The following is a 20,584-nucleotide window of genomic DNA, read 5'->3' as shown; positions in this document are numbered from 1 at the left end:
GTCGGCGGTGCTCCTAGCGTCGGGGGGAAGATCATCGCCTCGCAGAGCAGGAGGGTCGTCGCGATGCCGACCACACGGACGCTGACATCCACCCGCCATGCGGTCGAGCCGCGTGGCGAGGAGCGCCACCTCGAGCACCAGCTGGCCGCGTGGACCGCGGCAGGGCTGATCACACCTGACCAGGCACGACGGCTGAGGGACGCCGAGAGGGACGCCCGCGACGCCCGGGACCGGTCCCGCGCGTCGCTGGTTCCGGAGGCACTCGGCTATCTCGGCGGCGTCGTCGTCCTGGTCGGTGCGGCACTGCTGGCCGACCAGTTCTGGAGCGACCTCGCCACTGCCTGGCGAATGGTCGTGGTCGGCCTGGCCGCGGCGGCGCTGGTCACGGCGGGCGCCGTTGTGCCTCCTGCCGCCGGACCCGCGGGGGTTCGCCTCCGCGCTGTGCTCTGGGCCGCCGCGGTCGCGCTGGCCGCCGTGTTCCTGGCCGTGCTCACCGGCCAGGCGTTGGACCTCACGGAGCGACCGGCCGCTGTCGCCACCGGCGCTGGAACGACCGCCGTCGCCGTGGCCCTGTGGCGCGCGCGTCCCACGATCCTCCAGCAGGCGGCCGCCCTGGCGGCCTTGGCCGCGACGGCTGCGTCGCTGGTCATCCTGGCCGATGAGGACAGCAGGGTCGCCGGTCTGGGGCCGTGGACGGTCGGCGTGGTCTGGTTGCTGCTGGCCCGCGGCGGGGTGCTTCGATCGGCGCGCACCGCCTTCTCGCTGGGTGGGGTGACAGCGGTCGTGGGTGGCATCGTAGCCGCAGGGACGGACGCCGGCACGGCGACGGCCCTGGCCACAGCCGGTGCGCTGGTGCTGCTTGCCCTCCGCCTCCGGGACGTGCTGCTGCTCGGGATCGGCGCTGCCGGAGTGCTGCTCGTGCTGCCGATGGCGGTCCAGGACTGGTTCGGTGGATCGCTCGCCGCGCCACTCGTGCTCCTCGTCTCCGGCGGCGGGCTCATCGGTGCGGGTGTGTGGATCGCGCGCACGGGACGTGACGAGCGAGCTCGACACCGCAGGTACGACGAAGGGGATCCGCACCTCGCGGTCCTGATGTCCGCGGTGGTCGTCGTCGCCGTCGCTCTCGTCGTCGGGACGACCCGATGAGCGCGCCCGTGGCCGACGGGCCCGCGGCCCCTCCGGACGCCGGTCCGGCCGCTGGTCCGGCCGCTGGTCCGGCCGCTGGTCCGGCCAGCCCGATCCTGACCTTCCTGGGCGCCGCCGGGACGGTCACGGGCAGCTGCTTCCTGCTGGAACACGACCGGAGCCGGGTCCTCGTCGACGCCGGCCTCTACCAGGGGCCTTCGGAGCTGCGGCGCAGGAACTGGGAACCGCTCCCGATCGATCCGGTGACGCTGGACGCCGTCCTGCTCACGCACGCGCACCTGGACCACTGCGGCCAGCTTCCGCGCCTGGTGAAGGAAGGCTTCAGGGGGCCGATCCACTGCAGCAAGGAGACGGCCGCGCTGGTCGCGATCGTGCTGCGGGACAGCGCCCATCTGCTCGAGGAGGAGGCGCGCTATGCGAACGAGTCCGGCTGGTCGCGGCACCGTCCGGCGCTTCCGCTGTACACCGCCGAGGACGTCGAGCGGACGCTGCGTCAGCTCGCGCCCCTGCCGTACGACGAGCACCACACAGTGGCCGCATCCGTGGGCGTCCGTCTGCACCCGGCCGGTCACATCCTCGGCTCGGCGACACTCGAGGTCGACGTCGCCGGCGATGTCGTTGTGTTCAGCGGCGACCTCGGACGCGACGGGCACCCGCTCCTCGAGCCACCGCCTCCGCCTGCAGCCGCGACCGCGCTGGTGCTCGAGTCCACCTACGGTGACCGAGTGCACCCCGAGCCCGCGCCCGGTGTGCTCGCCGGCGCCATCCGGCGCACCATCGGTCGCGGCGGCACGGTGCTGATCCCGGCGTTCGCGGTGGACCGCACCGAGCTGGTGCTGCTCGAGCTCGAGCGCCTCGAGCGTGCCGGGCTGATCCCGAGGGTGCCGGTCCACGTGGACAGCCCGATGGCGCTCGAGGCGCTGGGGGTCTACTCCGGGCCCTGCACGAGGGATCAGCGCAGCTCAGGGCGGACCGGGCGGAGGCGCTGGAGAGGCTGCGCGCCCTCGATCTCCATGCGGTGCGCGATGCGTCCGGGTCGCGCCGCCTCAACGACCCCGACCGGGCGTGCATCATCGTCTCGGCGTCGGGGATGGCGACCGGCGGTCGGGTCGTGCACCACCTCGCCCACCAGCTGCCCGACCCGCGCAACTGTGTGGTCCTCACGGGCTACCAGGCGCCCGGCACCCGCGGGCGCCAGCTGCAGGACGGTGCGCGACACCTGAAGATCCACGGGCGCTACGTCCCGGTGCGAGCCGAGGTCGTCGACGTGCCGGACTTCTCGGTACACGCCGACGCCGACGACCTGGTGGCCTGGGTGGCGTCGGCCGCCGCGCCACCGACGACCGTGTACGTCGTGCATGGCGAGCCGCACTCCTCAGCGGCGCTTGCCGGGAGGATCGAGGACGAGCTCGGTATCTGCGCCGTCGCCCCCGTGCTCGGTGAGCGCGTGCGCGTCGACTGAGGGGCCTCGGCGAGATGCCCGGCCGGGTCAGGACGCGACGACGAGGCGGGAGCTGCGACGCCCCGCCGTGGTCTCGACCAGGCGGTGCCGCACGAGCTCCTCGCACAGCGTCATGCGCCTGGCCTCATCCGGGTGGTACGCCTGCAACAGCTGCTCGGCACGCAGCACGGCGGCCAGCACCTGACCGGCGGGGACCGCGCCCGCGTACTCGAGGATCAACCGGTCAGCGAGGTGCTGGCGGGCCTGGCGGCGCGCTCGTGGGTCCGACATGGGCATCTCCTTGCACTCACCGACCACCCTGCACCGGACCTCGCCTCGGGGGCAGGGCCGAAGGTCCCGAGTCCTGTGGGCGGCCGGCCGAGCACGGGTCATCCTCCGGAGGCTGTCGGCTGCTCGCGACGGGAGTGGGGGACCACGGCCACGGGGCACGCCCCGCGCACGAGGAGGCGGCGCGCGACCGAGCCGATCGTACGCTCGGTGAGCAGTCCGTGCCTCGTCCCGCCGACCACGACCAGCACCGCGTCGTTGCCCAGGTCGCCGAGGACGTCCTCAGGCAGACCGCGCTCGATCCTGACCCCGACGGCGACCTCGGGGTACCCCGTGCGAAGGCCGGCCAGCGTCTCGGCGACCAGCAACCGCTCGCCGGCGAGGTCCGAGTGGGGCGGCGAGACGAGCGCGTGCCCGGACATCTGCTCGGCCTCCTGATAGCAGTGGACGACGGTCAGGCTCTCGCCCAGCCACGAAGCCGTGCGGAAGGCGAAATCGAGGGTGGCGACCGAACCGGGGTCCCCTCCGACGCCGACCACCACCCCGCGCCCGGGAGCGGGCCGGTCGGGAACGACGACCACTGGGCACCTGCTCCGTCGCACGACGACGGCGCGCGTTCCGTGCCGTCCGGCGTCGATGACCAGGAGGTGGGCGCGTGCGGACAGGCTGTCCAGCGCCCGCGCCGGGAGCCGGGACCGCGTCACCACGAGGGGGCGACGCTCCTTCGTCGCCGCCGCGGTCGCCCATGCCCGAGCGGCGGCCGCCGGGCGGCCGCCGTCGACCGCCACCACCACGGCGCCGTGGGGGACCTCCGCCGGGCTCACGACGGGGGACGCGCACCGACCGGCAGCGCAGGGGGCGGGGAGTCGGGGCGGACCAGGTGACACGCCTGGTCGGTGGAAGCGGCCAGGTCGGTGCCGGTGTCGACCCGGTCGCTGGTCGGCCAGGGGTCTGCATCGGCGCGCATCCGTGCTGCGACGTGCTCGTCGGCGTCGGAGATGGAGTCGCGGGTGACGAGGCGTCGCCGGGCGGTCGCCTCGTCGATCTCGCACCGCAGCTCGACGAGGTCGGCCGCGCTTCGTGCGGCCAGTTCGGCGGCTCCTGCGCGCTGCGCGGCGCGGGCCCAGGTGCCGTCGAGGACCACCGACTCACCGCGCGCGAGGAGTCGTTCGGCCCGGTCGAGCATTGCGTCGTACGTCGCTCGCGTGTGCTCCGCTGTGTAGATCCCCGAGCCGAACGAGGCGGGGGCGTGGGTCGCGGGGTCGAGTCCGGCGATCTCCTTGCGGATGCGGTCGGTCGACAACACCGCCATGCCGAGCCGGTCGGCGACGGACCCGGCCAGCGTGGACTTGCCGGACGCAGGGGGGCCGCCCAGGAGGACGAGCTTCACCGCACCGGCCCGTAGGTGGGTGAGCGCGGTGGCGAGGTAGGACTCGACGTCGGCCCCGTGCTGTGCTCCGCGCAGGGCACCGACCTCGGCGCGGACGAAGGCGCGGTAGGCGATGAAGTGGTGGAGGAGAGAAGGAGGCGCGGGATCGTCGAGGGCCGCCGCCCAGGTGTCGACGAGCAGCCGGGCGGCGTCGGGGGCGCCGAGCTCGTCCAGCCCCATGGCGAGGAACGCGATGTCGTCGAGCCGGTCGACGTAGCGGAGTCGGTCGTCGAACTCGAGGCAGTCGAGGAGCCGCGGGCCGTCGTCGAGGCAGAAGACGTCGTCGGCGGTGAGGTCGCCGTGCCCGTCGACCACGGCACCTCGCCGCAGGCGGTCGGCGAACAGGTCCGCGCGGCCCGCGAGGAAGCGGCTGACCAGGACCGAGAGCTCCGCCAGCGATGTCGCCGACAGCGCCGGGTGTCCGGTGGCGCCGGCGCGGGCGATGTTGGCTTCCCAACGGCCGCTGAGAGCCTCCCGGGTCCCTTCGCGCGCGATCTCGGGCCCGGTCCGGGCGCGGGCATGGAAGGCGGCGACCTGATGGGCGATCGCCCGCACCTCGTCGCCCACGTCCTGGCCACTTCTCACCAGATGCCCGAGGCGGCGCTCCTCGGGCAGCCGGCGCATCACCACGGCCGGCTCGGCACCCTCGCCGGGGGCGGACAGCGAGCCCACACCGAGATACACGTCGGGCGACAGACGGCGGTTCAACTCGACCTCACGCTCGCAGATCCGCTGCCGGCTCTCCCGGTCGCCGAAGTCGAGGAAGTCGAGCCGCACCGGTTTTTTGACCTTGAACGCGAGGTCGCCGAGGAGGACCACAGCACCGGAATGGGTCTCCTTCGCGGCACACCATGGCTCCCACACCCTGGGGGATCCGGCAGTCGGTACCGCCGCGGCGGCCATCGCCTCCTCCGCGTCGTGGACGCCCCGGAGCATCGGCAGCAGGCTGTCGGGGCTGAGGCTGATCGAGTCGATCCCGGCACGGACCAGGCGGGCCGCCAGGTCGGGGTGGTCGGACGGAGCCTGGCCGCAGATCCCGGAGTGGATGCCGTTGCGGCGGCACCCGTCGACGGCCAGCTCGATCATCCGCAGCACGCCGGGGTCCCGCTCGTCGTAGTCGAAGGCGACCACGTCGCTGTCCCGGTCCACGCCGAGGGTGAGCTGGGTCAGGTCGTTGGAGCCGATCGACAGACCGTCGAAGCGGCGGGCGAAGTCGTCGACGAGCACCACGTTGTTGGGGATCTCGCACATCGCGTAGACCTCGAGCCCGTTGCGTCCCCGCGCCAGCCCGAGTTCGGCCATCCGCGAGAGGACGAGGTCCGCCTCGGCCAGCCGCCGCACGAACGGGAGCATCAGGACGACGTTCGTCAGGCCCATCTCGTCGCGGACCCGCCGCATCGCCTCGCACTCGAGCGCGAAGCCCTCGGCGTAGGCCGGGTGGGCGTAGCGGGACGCGCCGCGGAACCCGAGCATGGGGTTCTCCTCACTGGGCTCGAAGTCCGCGCCGCCGAGCAGGTCTGCGTACTCGTTGGTCTTGAAGTCCGAGAGACGTACGACGACCGGTCGCGGGTGGAAGGCGGCGGCGATCATGCCCACCCCCTCCGCGAGGCGTTGAACGACGTACGACCCACCGTCAGGCCCCACCAGCTCCTCGACCCGCGCCCGTTCGTCGTGGTCGGTCACCCGCTCCGGGTGCAGCGCGGCGAGCGGGTGCACCCGTACCGATGTGCTGAAGATGAACTCGGTCCGGGCGAGGCCGACGCCGTCGCACGGCAGCAGCGAGGTCGCGAGGGCGAGTGACGGGTTGCCCAGGTTCACCATCATCCGGGTGCGGGGGTGTGGCAGCTCGTCGAGGCGCACGTGCTCGATCCGGACGTCGGCGGCGCCCTCGAGGACCTGGCCGGTCTCACCACCGGCACAGGACACGGTGACCTCGTCGCCGTCGCGGAGGAGAGCGCTCGCCTCACCGCACCCGACCACGGCAGGGAGGCCGAGCTCACGCGCGATGATGGCCGCGTGGCAGGTCCGTCCGCCGCGGTCGGTGACCACGGCGGCGGCGGTCTTCATCACCGGTTCCCAGTCGGGTGTGGTCGTGCCGGCGACCAGGACCTCGCCCGGACGGAAGGCGGCCAGGTCGTCGGTGGAGCGGACGATTCGGACCCGGCCCGTCGCGACCCGGCTCCCGACCGCTCGCCCGGAGACGAGGACGGGCCCGGGGGAGAGCACCTCGAAGCGCTCGAGGACCGCCTGGTCGCGAGAGGCCGTGCCCGTGGCAGGTCGGGCCTGGACGACGTACATCTGCCGGTGGGCCTCGTCCCTGGCCCACTCGACGTCCATCGGGCGACCGACGTGCCGCTCGATGGCGAGAGCGGCACCAGCGAGGTCGAGGACGTCCTCGTCGGCCAGACTGAACCGTCGACGGTCCGGCTCGGGGGTGTGCTCGTCGTGCAGCCCGTTCGGACCGACGACCGTGCGTATCTCCTTGCCACCGAGCCTGCGGTGCAGCACGGACCGGAAGCCGGCCTCGTAGCTCGCCTTGTGGACGTGGAACTCGTCGGGGTCCACCCTGCCCTGGACGACGTTCTCGCCGATGCCCCACGACGAGGAGACCAGGACGACTCCTCGGTGCCCGGAGTCGGGATCGAGGGTGAAGGCGACGCCCGAGGACTCGGAGTCGATCATCGTCATGACGCCGACGGAGAGTGCGACGTCGAGCTGGCCGTAGCCGTGTCGAGCGCGGTAGTGGACCCCGCGTGCGGTGAACGCGCTGGCGAAGCAGCGTCGTACTGCGGCGATGACCTCGGCCGAGCCGGTCACCTGGAGGTACGAGTCATGCTGACCTGCGAAGCTCGCCTCGGGGAGGTCCTCCGCCGTGGCGCTGCTGCGGACCGCGACAGCGACACCGGGGCCGTGGAGCTCCTCCAGCTCCCGGTAGGCGGTCCGGATCTGCTGGAGGAGGTCGTCGGGCAGGTCGGCCCCGCCGACGAGGCCCCGCGCACGCTCCGCACGGCGTGCGAGGTCGTCGGGGGTGTCGAGGTCGAGGTCCGCGAAGATGTCCGAGAGGGGCTGCCACAGCCCGGCGCGCGTCAGTGTGTGGCGGTAGGCATCGGCAGTCACGGCGAAGCCGTCCGGGACCCGCACCGTGGTGTCGACCAGGATCCGGTGCAGTTCGCCGATGCCGGCGTTCTTGCCACCGACCTCGGCGATGTCGGACAGGCAGATGTCGGTGAACGGGCGGACGAAACTGGTCGCCTTGGTGGCCGTGGTCCTTGTGCTCATCGTCCTCTCCACCGTCGTGCGGTGTCGCCCCGGGCCCACTCGGACTCCCCGGCGCGGTAGCGAGCGCGGTCGAGTGCCCAGCGCAGCGCGCGGAGCAGCGCCAGGCTCAGGGCGGCCGGTACCAGGACGGTGGTCTCCACCCGCTGGCCCGGTCCGCTCGTCCGGACGACCCGCGTCGCCGTCTGGTGTGCTGCGACCGCGGTCGTGTGCTCCGGTGCCAGTGTGCCGGTGCTGACGGAGACGGGCACGGCGAAGGCGCGCAGAGGCGCGGCCGCTACTGGGGCGCCGGCCCCGGGGAGGTCGCGGTGTCGTCGCAGTGGGTCGCGCTCGAGCCCGAGCCTGCGGGCCAGTCTCTCCGCCGTCGTTCGGTGGCGCATCGCCCTGAACCTCTCCTTCGCGTCGCTGTGCGGCTGCCTGTCTCGATCCCACTCCCGAGGGCCTCGCGCCGGCAGAGGCGAGGGGACGGGATCCGCCGGGACCAAGGTCACGAAGGGTGTCGTGCGGCCATGGGCTCGTCGTCGTCGGCATAACTCGGGTCGTTCGTCCGCACGGGCGGGGACCAAAGGCCGCTCTGCGTCGCCGTGCGGCGCTCCACGATGGAGGCACGCCCCGCCTCCCGAGCGGGGGATCCAGAGAAAGGACATGGAGACGATGACCCAACTCGCTCGCAGGGGAACCTTCACCCCTCTCACGGACGTGTTCGACTGGCTGGAGACGACAGGCCCGTTCCGTGCGGTCTGGAACGACAGCTACATCCCGGTGGAGGAGTACGTCGCCGACGGGCGCTACGTCGTGCGCGCTGACCTGCCCGGCATCGACCCCGACAAGGACGTCGAGGTGAGCATCGCGGACGACTCGCTGACGATCCACGGTGAGCGGCACGGCGAGGAGCACGACAAGTACCGCTCGGAGATGCACTACGGCTCGTTCACCCGCCGTCTGCGACTGCCCCACGGATGCCGCGCCGAGGACGTCACGGCGTCCTACGACGCCGGTGTGCTGACCGTGTCGATGCCGATGGCCGAGCCGGAGACCGCACCCGTCCACATCGCGATCACCCGCGGAACGCAGGACGCGCCGTTCGCATCCTGAAGGTCGCGGCTGCGGCTCCCTCCTGCCCGAGCAGGAGGGAGCCGCAGCCGCGTGATGCTGCCGGCTTCAACGACGGAGGCGGGTGGCGAGGACCGCGGCCTGGGTGCGTCGTTCGAGCCCCAGCTTGCCCAGCAGGGTCGAGACGTAGTTCTTGACGGTCTTCTCGGCGAGGCACAGCCTCTCGCCGATCTGCCGGTTGGTCAGGCCGTCCGCGATGAGCTCGAGGATGTCCTGCTCCCGGTCGGTGATGCCGGCCAGCGTGTCGCGCTCGTGGCCGGGTCTGCGCACGCGGTCGAGCACGCGCGCGGTCAGCGCCGGGTCGATCAGGCACCGGCCGCCGGCGACGAGCCGTACCGCGTCGACCAGAGCGTCGCTGGACGCCTGTTTGAGGACGTAGCCGGCTGCGCCCGCGAGGATCGCGGTGAAAAGGGCGTCATCGTCGTCGTAGGAGGTGAGGATCAGCGCCTGGATGGTGGGGTCGACGGACCTCACGTCGCGGCAGACCTCCATCCCGGTGCCGTCGGGAAGACGCCCGTCGAGCACGGCGACGTCGGGACGCAACGCCGGGATGATCGAGGTCGCCCGGGCGGCCGTGCCGCTCTCGCCGACGATCTCGAACTCTCCGGTGGCCTCGAGCAGGTCGCGCAGCCCGCGACGTACCACCTCGTGGTCGTCGACGAGGAAGACGCGGATCGGTGATGGTTCCTCATTCTCCTCGCCGGGCCCGACGTCGGGAACCGTCGACTGCGTGAAGCGGTCGGAGCCCGTCTCTGGTGCCATGCCCCGAGGGTCCGTCATCAGTGCGGGTACGGACAGGGCCGAAGGTCCCGGTGGCACGGGCTACGCGTCCTGATCCGGCTCGCCGACCTCTTCAGCGATGCGCGCCGATGTCCCGCCGTGCCCAGAGGGGGAGGGCAAGTACGACCAGGCCGACCGACGCCAGCACGAGCGACAGGAAGGACGCGGGGAAGGCGCTGGCGAGTGGACCTGCGTGCAGCGCCTGGTGGAAGGGGGAGATGACACGGACATCGGACAGCCCGTCGACGAAGAGTCCGCCCACGTACAAGACGTACGCCGCCAGCGCGGCCGTCGTCGCCACGCCGATGGCGGCCCCCCTCCGGCCCAGCATCGCGCCGGCCGTCAGGGCCAGGAGACCGTGCACCAGCCCCAGCAACGTGCACGCGCTCGCGCCCGCGACGGCCGAGCGCGCCGGGATTCCCAGGTCGAACAGAGCGCTGCCGGCCAGGGTGCCGCCGACCGTGGCGACGCCGAGCGCCACCACCGCCACGGTGAGGGCGAGGGCCTCGCCGAGAAGCAGCCGCGTGGTGGACAGGGGTGTCACCAGCAGCAGGTCGAGCGTGCCGGCCTCCTCCTCGCCGGCGATGCCGCGCGCACCGCGCAGGATCCCGAAGATCACGAACAACAGGGGCAGCATCAAGGAGAACAGCTCGGCGTTGAGGAAGCCGGTGCCGGTCGACATCTGGTCGATCGCGAACATGTCCTTGAGCGCGTCGGGGAACTCGGTCAGGTAGGCGTCGAGGGAGGACATCGACGAGATCGACGGCCACATCGCCGCTTCGAGGACGATCGAGAGGACGAGGCCACTAGCCCAGGCGGGCAGCGTGCGTCGCTGGTCCCACAGCGCCTTGCGGCAGATCGTGAGCACGAGGGGCCTCCTTCGTGTAGTAGCCGAGGAAGACATCGGCAAGGTCCGTGTCGTGGATGTGCACGTCGCGCAGATCGTGGGGCAGGACGGCCCGGAGCAGTCCGGCCGCCTCTCCGGCGAGGTCGAGCCGTGCGGTCGGACCACGTACGTCCAGGTTGCGGACGCCGGCGACCTGCCGGATCGTGGTCGCAGGAACGTCGTCAGCGAACCGGAGATCGACCCGTCGGGTCAGACCGGAGCGCAGCTCCGCCATCGAGCGCAGGTCGAGCAGTGTGCCCTCGCGGAGGATGGCGACGTCGTCGGCGACCTCGGCGACCTCGGAGAGCACGTGCGAACTCAACAGCGCCGTCTGGCCGCGGTCCCTCGCCTCGCGGAGCAGCAGGTGGAACTCCCGCTGCATCAGCGGGTCCAGGCCGCTCGTCGGCTCGTCGAGCAGGAGCAGGGGGGCCTGATGCATGAAGGCCTGGATGATGCCGATCTTCTGGCGATTGCCCCGGGAGAGCGTGCCGATCCGACGGTCGAGGTCGACCTCGAGCCGCGCGGCGAGCTCGGCGACGAACGACGGGTCGACCCCGCCGCGCAGGTCCGTGACGAGGCGCAGGAAGCGGCGACCGGACTGGTCGGCGTACCCGGTGAAGTCGCCGGGCAGGTAGCCGATCGAGGCCTGCACCCGGTCGCGGGCCCGGGACACGTCCTGCCCGAGGACCTCGACGGTACCGGCCGTGGGCCGGTAGAGCCCGGCGAGCAGCTTGATGGCGGTGGTCTTGCCGGCACCGTTGGGTCCGAGGAAGCCGCAGATCGTGCCCGCCGCGACGGTGAGGTCGAGACGGGCCAGGGCGACGTTCCTCCCGAACCGCTTGCTCAGGCCGCACGTCCGGACGGCGACACGTCCCGATCCCATGGCGGGTCTCCCTTCGTCCTGCTCTCGGTGCTCCATCGTCGCGGTCCCCGGCAGGCCCGGATCAGGGGCGAACTGCCGCCCGGAGCGGGACCTTGGACCCCTGCCATCGGGCCCTGACCACGACACGATGGCTCCCGAACCACTGTGGGTGGAGGAAGCATGAGCGTCGAGAGCCACGTCCTGGAGATCGAGTCGAAGTTCGACGTCGCAGTCGACACGCCGCTGCCGGATCTGGCCGGCCTGCCCCACGTGAGCGCGGTCGGAGTCTCGCGGGAGATAAACCTCGAGGCCTCCTACTACGACTCGCCCGGTCTCGACCTGGTGGCGCTGGGGATCACCCTGCGTCGTCGCCGTGGGGGCGACGACGCAGGGTGGCACCTGAAGCTGCCGGGAGACTCCGGGCGTCACGAGCTGCGGGTACCGCTGGGTGACGACGAGCGGGTTCCTCGGTGCTTCGAGGATCTGCTGAGCGGCACGACCCGGCGCGCTGCCCTGGAACGAGTCGGCACGATCCGCACGCGACGCACGGTGATTCCCCTCGTCGATGCGGCGGGCCGCGTGGTGGCCGAGGTCTGCGACGACCGTGTCGTCGGGGAGCGGTGGCACGATGGGCGGGGGACGCGGCTGGTGTGGCGAGAGTGGGAGATCGAGCTCGTCCGGCAGGACCGCGAGCTGGCCCACGCTGCCGCGGCACGTCTCCGGAGCGCGGGTGCAACACCGGCGACGTACGCCTCCAAGCTTGCCCACGTGCTGGACGTCCTGCCTGACAGGTCGGCGCTCGGGCAGGGACGGAGCCGCCCGAGCGTTCGTGATGTGCTCGCCCCTTACCTCGGCGCGCAGGTGCGTCGGTTGCGCCAGCTCGACCCCCAGGTGCGCGCCGACCTGCCCGATGCGGTGCACCAGATGCGCGTCACCTGCCGGCGGATCCGGGCCGCCCTGGCCTGTTACCGCCGTGACTTCGACCGCCGGGCTGCCCGGGAGATCCGCAAGGAGCTGGGTTGGTTGGTCGACGTCCTGGGGCGGGAGCGGGACCTGGAGGTGCTGCGCGACCATCTCGGGGCACTGGTCGCCCGCCATGAGGCTCCCGATGCGGCGCAGGAGGGGTGGATCGACGAGTCCCTGTCCGAAGACCTGGACGCTGCGCGTGGCGCGGCGCGCGTCGCGCTGGACAGTGAGCGGTACGACGCGCTGGTGCTGGCTCTCGCCGCGGCCGGGTGGCCACCGTGGTCGTCCAGGGCAGAGCGACACGCACGCGGTGAGCTTCGTCGGGGCCTGCGCGCGGAGTGGGAACGCCTCCAGGCCGCGGCGACCGCAGCCGAGCACGCCCCGGCGGGCCGCCGCGATGAGGCGCTGCACGAGGTGCGGAAGGTGGCCAAGCGGTTGCGCTACGCGGCGGAGGCCGCCGAGCCGTGTCTCGGTGATCGTGCGAGAGACCTCGCTGACGCGATGTCCGCGCTGCAGGACTCACTCGGGCTGCACCACGACGAGGCCGTCGCCAGAGCAGCCGTCGCCCGACTCGGACAGGAGTGGCCCCGGGCTGCCGGCGTGTCCAGGATCATCGGCGAGTTGGAGGACCAGCAGGCCGTGGAGAGCGCGATCTACCGCGAGGGATGGTGGCAGGTCCGGCACTCGACCAGCGCGCGCTGGCTCGTGTGAGGGCGATCGTCGAGGCCGGTCAGGCCTGTCGAGACCGGCTGGTCAAGGGAGCGAGGAAGCCGCCGCCGCCGACGACGACGCCGCCGCGGGGGACTACCAACGTGTATCCGGGCCCGGTGTCCTCGAGCTCCCGTCCGAACAGGTCCGCGTAGAAGGCTCGCATGCGCGCGGCATCCCGGGTGCCGATCTCCCAGTGGATGACTCCGCGGCCCGGAATGGGCTCGCCGCAGCCGCTCATCGACACACCAGCCTGACCAGGTCGGCGAGCCGACTGACGTAGCCCCACTCGTTGTCGTACCAGCCGAAGACCTTCACCAGCTGCCCGGAGGCCTGGGTGAGGGTGCTGTCGAACACGCACGACGACGGGTCCCGGACGACGTCGGAGGAGACCAGCGGCTCGTCCTCGTAGGAGAGCAGACCGGCCAGCGGTCCCTTCCTCGCCGCCACTGAGAAGGCCGCATTGACCTCGGACGCCGTGGCGTTGCGGTCGAGGACGACGCTGAGGTCGACGATCGAACCGTCGACGACCGGGACCCGCAGCGCCCGTCCGTCGAGGAGACCCGCCACTGCAGGGATCACCTCACCCACCGCCCTGGCTGCTCCCGTCGAGGTCGGGATGATGTTGACCGCTCCGGCGCGGGCCCGCCGGGGATCCTGGTGAGGGGCATCGAGCAGGTTCTGGTCGTTCGTGTAGGCGTGGACCGTCGTCATCAGTCCGTGCTGGATCCCGAACACATCGTGGAGCACCTTGACCATCGGTGCGGCGCAGTTGGTCGTGCAGGAGGCGTTCGAGACGACGTGGTGTCGATCCCGGTCGTACGTGTCGTCGTTGACGCCCATCACGATCGTGGCGTCGACGCCTTGACCGGGCGAGGAGATAACCACCTTTCGCGCTCCTGCAGCGAGGTGGACCTGCGCGAGCTGTCTGCTGCGGAATCGGCCGGTGCTCTCGAGCACCACGTCGACGTCGTATGCCGACCAGTCGATGCCTCCGGGGTCGGCGTTCCGGGTCACCGCGACCTTGCGGTCGCCCACCACCAGGAGGTCGTCGCCGCCGACCTCGAGAGGGGCGGGGAACGGGCCGAAGGTGCTGTCCCTGCGTAACAGGTGGCGCAGGGTGGTGACCTCGATGAGGTCGTTGACCGCCACGACCTCGAGATCGGACTCTGTGGCGGCCAGCCTCAGGAACGCCCTGCCGATGCGTCCTGTCCCGTTGATACCGATCCGGACCATCGTCGTCTCCTCGCTCAGATGGGTGGGTGCGTGCCGGTGCGCCAGGTACCGGCACGCCAGGTGCCAGCCTTGCCGGGTGCGGGCGGCGGGGCCGGAGGCGTCCGGCACGAGGTCGCGGGACCAAAGGCCCCTGGCGGCCGGGCGGCGGACCCTGCAACGCGGGCCCTCGGGTCGACACGATCAACAGTGACCCACTCGCGATCCCAGGAGGCTGAGCCATGATGGACGACCAGCACGCCCCGGTCGTCGTTGCGACCGACGGCACCCAGCGCAGTGCCGGCGCCCTGCGCTACGGCATCAACGAGGCCCGACGTCGCTCGGTGCTCCTCAGGCTCGTCCACGTCGCGCCGGCGGGGGCGCTCACTGAGCCGATGCTCAGCGTCGCGCCGGAGACCGAGCCGGAGATCGCGCAGGGTCTGCAGGCCCAGGGACGCACGATCTTGGCTGAGGCCGAGTCCACTGCACGCGCGCTCGAGCCGGGCCTTCGCGTCGAGACCGTCCTCGTCGCCGGGTCACGGGTCGACGAGATCGTGGAGGCCGCGTGCGCAGGGCAGATGATCGTCCTGGGCCGAGAGGCGAGAACCGGCCTGCAGCGACTGCTGACCGGTGCGACGACGGCTGCGGTGGCGGGGCGCGCGCCGGTCCCGACGGTCGTCGCACCCGGCGACTGGGACCTGGTCGAGCAGGGGCGAATGGTGGTCGGCATCGAGTCCGAGGGGTGCGCTCGCCCCCTGCTCAGCCGCGCCTTCGAGCGCGCGGCCCAGCGCGGCGCCCGGCTCACAGTGATCCACGCGGGGGACCTGCCGGTGCCGAACAGCGACGTGATCGACCCCCACCGGTACATCATGGAGTGGCGCGCGGCCGCAGTACACCTGCTGTCCACCCTCCTGGACGAGTGGCGGCGTGCCTACCCCGGTGTGGGTGTCGAGACCGTGGTCGTGCACGGTCAGGCGGCCCACGCGCTGGTGGCAGCAGCGGAGGCCAGTGATCTCCTCATCATCGGCCGGCGGCCGCACGGTCCGCTGCACTGGGCGCATCTCGGTGCGACGGCCCGGGCGGTGCTGCGGTCGTCGCACGTGCCCGTGGAAGTCGTTCCGCTCGCCACGAGTGTCGACGGATGACGGCGATCGGCCCATCGGTCCACGACGACCGCGGCCTGACCTCGGGCGAGGCCGCCCGGCGGCTCGAGCGGGACGGCGAGAACGTGGTTCCCCGCGCCGCCCCCCGTAGCCTGCTCGGCAGGGCGGCACGCCAACTGGCCGATCCGATGATCGTCCTGCTGTGTGCGGCGCTGGCCGTCGTGCTGGCCCTGGGGGATCGGGTCGACGCGACCATCATCGGCGCGGTCGTGGTCCTCAACACGATCATCGGTGTCGTCCAGGAGGTGCGTGCCGAGCACGCGGTCGCGGTGCTGGACGAGCTCGCCTCTCCGGAGGTCCGGGTACTCCGAGACGGCCAGATCGTCGTGTTGCCCGCGGCCAGGCTGGTGGTCGGTGACGAGGTACGGCTGGAGGCCGGGGACGTGGTTCCTGCCGACCTCGCGTTGACGGAGGCCGTCGCGCTGGAGATCGACGAAGCGGCGATGACGGGCGAGTCGGTGCCCGTGCGTCGTCGTAGCGGTGAGGAGGTGCTCTCGGGGACGGTCGTCACCCGTGGTCGAGCCGTGGCCGAGGTGGTGCGTACCGGCGCGGCCAGCGGCCTGGGCCGGATCGCCGGCCTGATCGCGGCCACCGGACTGCGTCCCACGCCCCTGCAGCGTCGTCTCTCCCGCCTGTCCCGGCAACTGGTGTGGCTGACGGCAGGACTCGCCGTCCTGGTGCTCGTGCTGGCGGTGCTCCGGGGGGCGGCCCTGGCGGACTCCCTCATCCTCGCCGTGAGCCTCGCTGTCGCGGCGATCCCCGAGTCCCTCCCGGCCGTGGTCTCGGTGGCACTCGCGCTCGGTGCGCTCCGGATGGCACGGCGATCGGCGATCGTCCGCTGGCTGCCGGCCGTGGAGACCCTGGGGTCGGTCTCGGTCCTCGCCTCCGACAAGACGGGCACCCTGACTGAGGGCCGGATGACGGTGCGTCGTACCTGGACGGTCGAGGGCGCCTGCGACGTGGACGGGTCGGCGTACGGACGCGGCGGTGCGGTGCGGGGGACCAGCGCGCAAGGGTCGGCGCTGGAGCGGCTGCTGCGCGACGTGGTCCTGTGCAACGACGCCCGGTTGACGCCCGTGGACGACCTGTGGTCCGGGATCGGCGACCCGCTGGAGGTCGCGTTGCTGATCGCCGCGGCCCGGCTGGACGAGACCCTCCTGGACGCTCCGCTCGAGTGGCGCCGGGTCGACGAGACCCCGTTCGACAGCGAGAGCCGGTCGATGACGACGGTGCACGAGAACGGCGCGGGAGTACGCCTGACGGTGGTCAAGGGCGCTCCCGAGGTGGTCCTGAACCGGCTCGGTGACGCGGGCGGAGCGGATCTGGCGCGTGCCGAGGCGAACGCTCTGGCCCGGGCGGGATTCCGAGTGCTGGCGGTCATCGAGGTGCCCGATCGCGGTGCGGCCGAGCTCGTGGGTCTCGTCGGCATGATCGACCCGCCCCGAGACGACGCGGCGGCCGTGATCAGTGCCTGCCGTGCTGCCGGGATCCGGCCGCTCCTGATCACGGGCGACCACGCCGAGACCGCGCTGGCCGTCGCCCGGGCGGTGGGAATCGCGGGACCAGGCGGCGAGGTCGTCGAGGGCGACGCCGTCGCGCGGGGGGAGCACGTCGCCCGGGTGGAGCACATCGACGTGTACGCACGCACGCATCCCGAGCAGAAGGTCGACATCGTCGACGCCTGGCAGGCGCAGGGGCACGTCGTCGCGATGACCGGTGACGGGGTGAACGACGCACCCGCACTCCGGCGCGCTGACATCGGGGTCGCGATGGGACGGCACGGGACCGAGGTGGCCCGCCAGGCGGCAGACCTCGTGCTGGCCGACGACGACCTGCGCACCGTCGTCACGGCCGTGGCCGAGGGACGTCGGATCTACGCCAACATCCGGACGTTCCTCCGCTACGGACTCTCCGGAGGTCTGGCGGAGGTGCTGGTCATCCTGCTCGCGCCGTTCGTCGGGATCGCAACGCCGCTGCTGCCGGGGCAGATCCTGTGGATCAACATGCTGACGCACGGCATCCCCGGAGTGGCGTTCGGCGGCGAACCGCTGGATCCCGGCCTCATGCAGCGGCCGTCGCCGTCGCCGGAGCGATCGGTACTCGGGGATGGCCTGGTCCGGCGGATCCTCGCCGGAGGAGTCCTGATCGCGATCGTCAGCATCACCGCCGGCCTGCTGGCGTCCGCCTACTCGTGGCACACCACCACCGTCGTGTTCCTGACACTGGGGCTCGCGCAGCTCGCCCTCGCCATCGCCCTTCGCGCACCGCGAACGACCCGCGGGCTGGCCGAGCGGGCGCTCGAGCTGTCGGTGGCCGCGGCCGTCGGCCTACAGGTACTCGCCGCCTCGTGGGCGCCGTTGCAGGACCTGCTCGGGACCCGGACGGTCGAACCGGCGGCCTGGGGCACCGTGCTCGTCCTCGCGGCGCTCCCGGCGGCGGTCGTCAAGGTGAGCGCCGCTCGGCACCGAGTGGCTCAGCCCGCGTCGTCGCCGGAATCGGGCGCCAGGCCGGGCGCGAAGTGGTGGACCTCGGCATCGGGGCCGGGGAAGAAGACCGACTCGTGACCGTTGTCCGACCAGCGCACGACGTACGGCGGACTGCCGTCGGCGTGCCGGACCTGGAGGATCTCGCCGTCGCGGACCGGGCCGCCGACGCGGTTGCTGCGGACGATCAGGCGATCGCCGACGGATGCGTACATGCCGTGCTCCTCTGCTCGGGACGCGGACGCGTCCGTCATCTCGACTCTCGGACGTGGCGGGACCGGCCGACAGTGCCAGAGGTCCTCGCGCGCAGGTGACGTGTGTCCCTGCCGCTCTCTGAGTGGCCCGCGCACGATGGGAGGGTGCGCGCATGGGAGGTGTCGGGGATGCCTGGCCGGATCGGGCGGCTGCGGCCGGTGGACCGGCCGGTGCCGCTCCCCGGGGACGACGAGCTGCTGGTGCGGGTGACGTCCTGCGGCGTGTGTCGAACCGATCTGCACCTCGCCGATCTCGAGCTCCCGCCGCGGCGCCCGGGCGTCGTACCGGGCCACGAGGTGGTCGGAGTCGTGGTCGGAGCGGGTGCGGCTGCCACGCGGCTCGGTGCCGGTGCGCGGGTCGGCGTGGCCTAGTTGCGTTCGACCTGCGGGCTCTGCGCGTCGTGTCGCCGCGGTGCCGAGAACCTGTGTGTCCGCGCGGCCTTCACCGGCTGGGACGCCGACGGCGGGTTCGCCGAGTACGCCGTGGTGCCGGAAGCGTTCGCCTACGAGCTGCCGGCGGCCTTCTCCGACGAGGAGGCGGCGCCGCTGCTGTGCTCGGGAATCATCGGCTACCGCGCGTTGCGTCGCGCCCAGCTGCCTGCGGGAGGCCGGCTCGGGATCTACGGGTTCGGCGCCAGCGCCCACCTGACCGCGCAGATCGCGATTCGGCAGGGAGCCGAGGTCCACGTGCTGACCCGCGACGCCGGCACGGGAGCTTGCACTCGCTCTGGGTGCGACGTCCGTGGGTCCCGCTGACGGGCGCCCGCCTTGCCCACTCGACAGCGCGATCCTGTTCGCGCCGGCGGGCGAGCTGGTCCCGGTCGCTCTCGAAGCGCTCGACCAGGGCGGCACCCTCGCCGTTGCGGGGATCCACCTCAGCGACATTCCAGCACTGGACTACCAGCGGCACCTCTTCCGCGAACGCACGCTGACCTCGGTCACCGCCAACACCCGAGCGGACGGCGAGGAACTGCTGCGGCTCGCCGCCGAGCTCGAGGTGCGGCCCTCGGTCACGACCTACCCGTTCTCCGCGGTCGATCGCGCGCTGGAGGACCTGGCGCGGGGCAGGTTCGCGGGTGCCGCGGTGGTCACCGCACCGGCAGGACCTTAGGTCCCGCCAGCCATGACCTTCGGTCCTGCCGTGACCTGCCGGGGAAGAGCATGATCGGAGATGCGGCAGACCCCGGTCCTTCGACCGGTCGAACCCGCAAGTGCCGGCCCGCCGGCAGCCGCGAAGTGATGGTGGTCACCGACCACAGATCCGCCGTCGTCATGACGGATGCAGCGACCGCGTCGACGGGCCGGCCACCCTGTGCAGGAACGGTCACCGAGGAGGGGAGCGCCATGGCGGCGCTGGCGGAACAGTTCGTCGCAGGATCGGGCTCGCGCCGGCGGCCTCGGATCGCCTCGGCGGAGGAGTTCCCCTGGCCGGAGGACGGCGTGCACGTCGTGCCCGATGACGAGATCGACGCGGCCGTCCCCCTCGCTCTCGCCCTCATCCCTGCCAAGGGCGTCGAATGATGCAGGACGCGCGGGGGCCTCGGTCACATCGTGAAGCTCGGCCTCGACGTGCCGGGGCTTCGCGTGCCTCCCGCTCTCTTCGGTCGTCATGGTGACGAGATGATGGGCGGCTCACCGGACGATGGCCACCGGGCACTGGGCGTGGGTCAGGACGTGCTGGCTGACCGAGCCGAGCAGCATCTCCGAGAACGCGTCGCGGCCGCGTGACCCGACGACGACCAGCGACGCGGCCCGACTCGCGTCGACGAGCACCGGCCCGGCCCGCACGGGGATCGCCTCCGAGACGATCTCGACGTCGGGGAACTGGGCGGTGCACTCGCGGCACAGGTCCTTGACCAGCTCCTCCGCGGCGGCCAGCCGGCGGTCGGCGACCTCCGACTCGGCGCCGTCGAAGGTCAGCACGTGGGCGAGCACCGAGAAGTAGCCGTGGATAGCGGTGAGGCCCTCGCCGGTACGCCGGGCTCGCTCGCAGGCGAACCGCAACGCGCGTGCGGACGCCGCAGAATCATCGACGCCGACCACGATCCGGTCCACGACCTTCGAGTGCCGGGGACGCACGACGACGACGGGACACGGTGCGTGTCGTGCGACGTGCTGGCTGACCGATCCGGTCAATGTGCCCGCTGTCAGCCCGTGTCCGGTGCTCCCGACGACCACCAGGTCGGCCCTCTCGGCGGCACGGAGCAGCTCGGGGACGACTGGTCCCGGGCGGACCTCCACGATGGCTTCGAGGAGTCCGAGCACCTGCAGCTGCTCCTCGGCCGCTTCGCGCCAGCCCTGGACCGCCCTGTCCATCTCGTCGCGGTAGTGGCCGACGACCGGGTCCATCGCGGTGCCGACGAGCACCACGTGGACGTCGGACTGTGGGGCGGCGTTCTCGGCAGCCCAGGTGAGGGCGGCGGCCGCGCCGGAGGATCCGTCGAACCCGACGACGATGCGGGGAGGGCTGTCCGTCATGGCGTCAGCCTGCGCCGTCACGAACGCGACCAGTAGGGCCAAAGGGCACTACCGGTGAGTGCCGGAAGGCCGTGGAGCGGGTCGCGCGGCGGCTCTGGA

General features: G+C 72.2%; 19 protein-coding genes and 3 pseudogenes. 11 read left to right on the top strand and 11 right to left on the bottom strand.

Annotated elements, in window-relative coordinates; all coding sequences use genetic code 11:
* Nucleotides 1–63: 63 nt before the first annotated feature.
* From QJ852_18235 to QJ852_18220, 4 genes and pseudogenes are all read left to right on the top strand, one after another.
* Nucleotides 64–1,146: a DUF2157 domain-containing protein gene (locus QJ852_18235; GenBank protein WGX95090.1), complete on the top strand. Its 1,083-nt coding sequence runs from the start codon at nt 64–66 to the stop codon at nt 1,144–1,146.
* Nucleotides 1,143–1,778: pseudogene (locus QJ852_18230) on the top strand (MBL fold metallo-hydrolase). The gene QJ852_18235 and the pseudogene QJ852_18230 overlap by 4 nt, the downstream one beginning before the upstream one ends.
* Nucleotides 1,779–2,164: 386 nt before the next feature.
* Nucleotides 2,165–2,287: pseudogene (locus QJ852_18225) on the top strand (hypothetical protein).
* A 105-nt stretch (nt 2,288–2,392) separates the two neighbouring features.
* Entirely contained in the window at nt 2,393–2,608 is a 216-nt protein-coding gene (locus QJ852_18220; protein WGX99477.1) for an MBL fold metallo-hydrolase RNA specificity domain-containing protein, read from the top strand.
* Nucleotides 2,609–2,635: 27 nt separating this feature from the next.
* Here QJ852_18220 and QJ852_18215 read toward each other — a convergent pair whose 3' ends face one another.
* The 4 genes from QJ852_18215 to QJ852_18200 all read right to left on the bottom strand — a co-directional run bounded on the left by QJ852_18215 (nt 2,636) and on the right by QJ852_18200 (nt 7,831).
* Entirely contained in the window at nt 2,636–2,878 is a 243-nt protein-coding gene (locus tag QJ852_18215) for a hypothetical protein (GenBank protein WGX95089.1), read from the bottom strand.
* A 98-nt stretch (nt 2,879–2,976) separates the two neighbouring features.
* The gene (locus QJ852_18210; protein WGX95088.1) at nt 2,977–3,699 is read right to left on the bottom strand and encodes a universal stress protein; all 723 of its coding nucleotides are present in this window, start codon (nt 3,697–3,699) and stop codon (nt 2,977–2,979) included.
* A complete protein-coding gene (gene ppsA, locus QJ852_18205; GenBank protein ID WGX95087.1) occupies nt 3,696–7,583 on the bottom strand; it encodes a phosphoenolpyruvate synthase in 3,888 nt (1,295 codons plus the stop codon). The genes QJ852_18210 and ppsA overlap by 4 nt, the downstream gene beginning before the upstream one ends.
* Nucleotides 7,580–7,831: a hypothetical protein gene (locus tag QJ852_18200; GenBank protein WGX95086.1), complete on the bottom strand. Its 252-nt coding sequence runs from the start codon at nt 7,829–7,831 to the stop codon at nt 7,580–7,582. The genes ppsA and QJ852_18200 overlap by 4 nt, the downstream gene beginning before the upstream one ends.
* A gap of 403 nt (nt 7,832–8,234) precedes the next feature.
* Here QJ852_18200 and QJ852_18195 point away from each other — a divergent pair, with 403 nt between their 5' ends.
* The gene (locus tag QJ852_18195) at nt 8,235–8,675 is read left to right on the top strand and encodes an Hsp20/alpha crystallin family protein (GenBank protein WGX95085.1); all 441 of its coding nucleotides are present in this window, start codon (nt 8,235–8,237) and stop codon (nt 8,673–8,675) included.
* A 66-nt stretch (nt 8,676–8,741) separates the two neighbouring features.
* On the opposite strand, the gene QJ852_18190 is transcribed toward QJ852_18195, so the two are convergent.
* From QJ852_18190 to QJ852_18180, 3 genes are all read right to left on the bottom strand, one after another.
* Nucleotides 8,742–9,455 carry a response regulator transcription factor gene (locus tag QJ852_18190; protein ID WGX95084.1) on the bottom strand — a complete coding sequence of 238 codons (714 nt, stop codon included), beginning with the start codon at nt 9,453–9,455 and terminating at the stop codon, nt 8,742–8,744.
* Between the two features lie 91 nt (nt 9,456–9,546).
* Nucleotides 9,547–10,341, bottom strand: coding sequence for an ABC transporter permease subunit (locus tag QJ852_18185; GenBank protein ID WGX95083.1), 795 nt, complete (start codon nt 10,339–10,341; stop codon nt 9,547–9,549).
* Nucleotides 10,280–11,242, bottom strand: a complete 963-nt coding sequence (locus QJ852_18180) for an ABC transporter ATP-binding protein (protein WGX95082.1) — start codon at nt 11,240–11,242, stop codon at nt 10,280–10,282. The genes QJ852_18185 and QJ852_18180 overlap by 62 nt, the downstream gene beginning before the upstream one ends.
* 159 nt (nt 11,243–11,401) lie before the next feature.
* On the opposite strand from QJ852_18180, the gene QJ852_18175 reads away from it, so the two are divergent.
* Nucleotides 11,402–12,898: a CYTH and CHAD domain-containing protein gene (locus tag QJ852_18175; GenBank protein WGX95081.1), complete on the top strand. Its 1,497-nt coding sequence runs from the start codon at nt 11,402–11,404 to the stop codon at nt 12,896–12,898.
* A 19-nt stretch (nt 12,899–12,917) separates the two neighbouring features.
* On the opposite strand, the gene QJ852_18170 is transcribed toward QJ852_18175, so the two are convergent.
* Both QJ852_18170 and gap read right to left on the bottom strand, forming a co-directional pair.
* A complete protein-coding gene (locus QJ852_18170) occupies nt 12,918–13,061 on the bottom strand; it encodes a hypothetical protein (GenBank protein ID WGX95080.1) in 144 nt (47 codons plus the stop codon).
* 71 nt (nt 13,062–13,132) lie between these two features.
* Nucleotides 13,133–14,131, bottom strand: coding sequence for a type I glyceraldehyde-3-phosphate dehydrogenase (gap, locus tag QJ852_18165; protein ID WGX95079.1), 999 nt, complete (start codon nt 14,129–14,131; stop codon nt 13,133–13,135).
* A 218-nt stretch (nt 14,132–14,349) separates the two neighbouring features.
* On the opposite strand from gap, the gene QJ852_18160 reads away from it, so the two are divergent.
* A complete protein-coding gene (locus QJ852_18160) occupies nt 14,350–15,252 on the top strand; it encodes a universal stress protein (protein WGX95078.1) in 903 nt (300 codons plus the stop codon).
* Nucleotides 15,249–17,834: a cation-transporting P-type ATPase gene (locus tag QJ852_18155; protein WGX95077.1), complete on the top strand. Its 2,586-nt coding sequence runs from the start codon at nt 15,249–15,251 to the stop codon at nt 17,832–17,834. The genes QJ852_18160 and QJ852_18155 overlap by 4 nt, the downstream gene beginning before the upstream one ends.
* Here QJ852_18155 and QJ852_18150 read toward each other — a convergent pair.
* Nucleotides 17,744–17,968, bottom strand: coding sequence for a DUF1918 domain-containing protein (locus QJ852_18150; GenBank protein ID WGX95076.1), 225 nt, complete (start codon nt 17,966–17,968; stop codon nt 17,744–17,746). The genes QJ852_18155 and QJ852_18150 overlap by 91 nt on opposite strands.
* Nucleotides 17,969–18,136: 168 nt before the next feature.
* Between QJ852_18150 and QJ852_18145 the strand changes: the two are divergent.
* From QJ852_18145 to QJ852_18135, 3 genes and pseudogenes are all read left to right on the top strand, one after another.
* Nucleotides 18,137–18,763: pseudogene (locus tag QJ852_18145) on the top strand (zinc-binding alcohol dehydrogenase family protein).
* Entirely contained in the window at nt 18,750–19,118 is a 369-nt protein-coding gene (locus QJ852_18140) for a zinc-binding dehydrogenase (protein ID WGX95075.1), read from the top strand. Before QJ852_18145 ends, QJ852_18140 begins: the two are co-directional and overlap by 14 nt.
* Nucleotides 19,119–19,351: 233 nt before the next feature.
* The gene (locus tag QJ852_18135) at nt 19,352–19,528 is read left to right on the top strand and encodes a hypothetical protein (GenBank protein ID WGX95074.1); all 177 of its coding nucleotides are present in this window, start codon (nt 19,352–19,354) and stop codon (nt 19,526–19,528) included.
* A gap of 111 nt (nt 19,529–19,639) precedes the next feature.
* On the opposite strand, the gene QJ852_18130 is transcribed toward QJ852_18135, so the two are convergent.
* Nucleotides 19,640–20,485 carry a universal stress protein gene (locus tag QJ852_18130; protein WGX95073.1) on the bottom strand — a complete coding sequence of 282 codons (846 nt, stop codon included), beginning with the start codon at nt 20,483–20,485 and terminating at the stop codon, nt 19,640–19,642.
* Nucleotides 20,486–20,584: the final 99 nt, after the last annotated feature.

The sequence above is a fragment of the Nocardioides sp. L-11A genome (assembly GCA_029961745.1).
Lineage (GTDB): Bacteria > Actinomycetota > Actinomycetes > Propionibacteriales > Nocardioidaceae > Nocardioides.
Note: the sequence above shows the minus strand (reverse complement) of the source record. Positions and strands in the feature narration are given on the sequence as shown.